The sequence below is a fragment of the Parvimonas sp. D9 genome (assembly GCF_035282565.1).
Taxonomy (GTDB): domain Bacteria; phylum Bacillota; class Clostridia; order Tissierellales; family Peptoniphilaceae; genus Parvimonas; species Parvimonas micra.
The window spans coordinates 1-746 of the sequence record NZ_JAYKBM010000030.1 but is presented as its reverse complement, the minus strand read 5'-3'; the positions used below and the strand labels follow the sequence as shown (position 1 = coordinate 746).

1 protein-coding gene is annotated in these 746 nt (G+C 50.7%); it reads right to left on the bottom strand.

Features of this window, described 5'->3' with window-relative positions; all coding sequences use genetic code 11:
• Positions 1-443: 443 nt before the first annotated feature.
• On the bottom strand, positions 444-746 hold a 303-nt coding region (locus VJI94_RS07865), incomplete at its 5' end, for a hypothetical protein (RefSeq protein ID WP_324008943.1).

The following is a 746-nucleotide window of genomic DNA, read 5'->3' as shown; positions in this document are numbered from 1 at the left end:
ATGCCCAAGGCCTCCGCGGACCACAGTATAAGTTTCGCCCACAGTGGGCGCTGTAGCCGGAATGTTATCTAAACGTTTACCGCCTCCAGGGCAGTTGCATCTAACCTTCAGGCCAATGCATACCACACGTTCGCCCGGCTTGAAATCGTCAGGCATCAGAGTTCCTTTCAGAAGGCATAGCCATCCAGCTAATGGCATCATGCTCGTAGATTAGGTGGGTCGAGTTTAGGCGCTTGTTACCAGTCCACGCACGCCAGCGCATCCTCTCCTTACACCAATATACGTCAGTCCATTTCTTCCCTGTTCTAACATAATCACCTACTGCTGCAGAATAATGCCTGGTATGGTGGAATAAGAGTATGCGGGTGCCGTCCATAGGCGCCACTAACATGGCGTAGACTTCCCCACATATGCGGATTGTAGAGCTTTCAGCTGTCTGCGCTTTATCCATGGCTGACACCTGCCTTTTCCCACTTAGCAACGATGCCTTCCAGCGCGTCTAGGCAGTCCTCTACCTTAGCGCCTGTGGTAGTGTATTCAGACATCTCTTTTTCGAATACCTTACGGTAACGGAGACCCATTCGGCATATGTTAGCCTTATCCACACCCTTAAAGACGACATGATAACCCTTGGCATTCAGGGTGTTTACCCTGAATAGAACGGATAAAGCTGTCTCCCCAGGTGTCATAGGTATTTTGACCGAGTCGATGCTGGTTAACGATGCTATAGGCCCATCCACTGACGC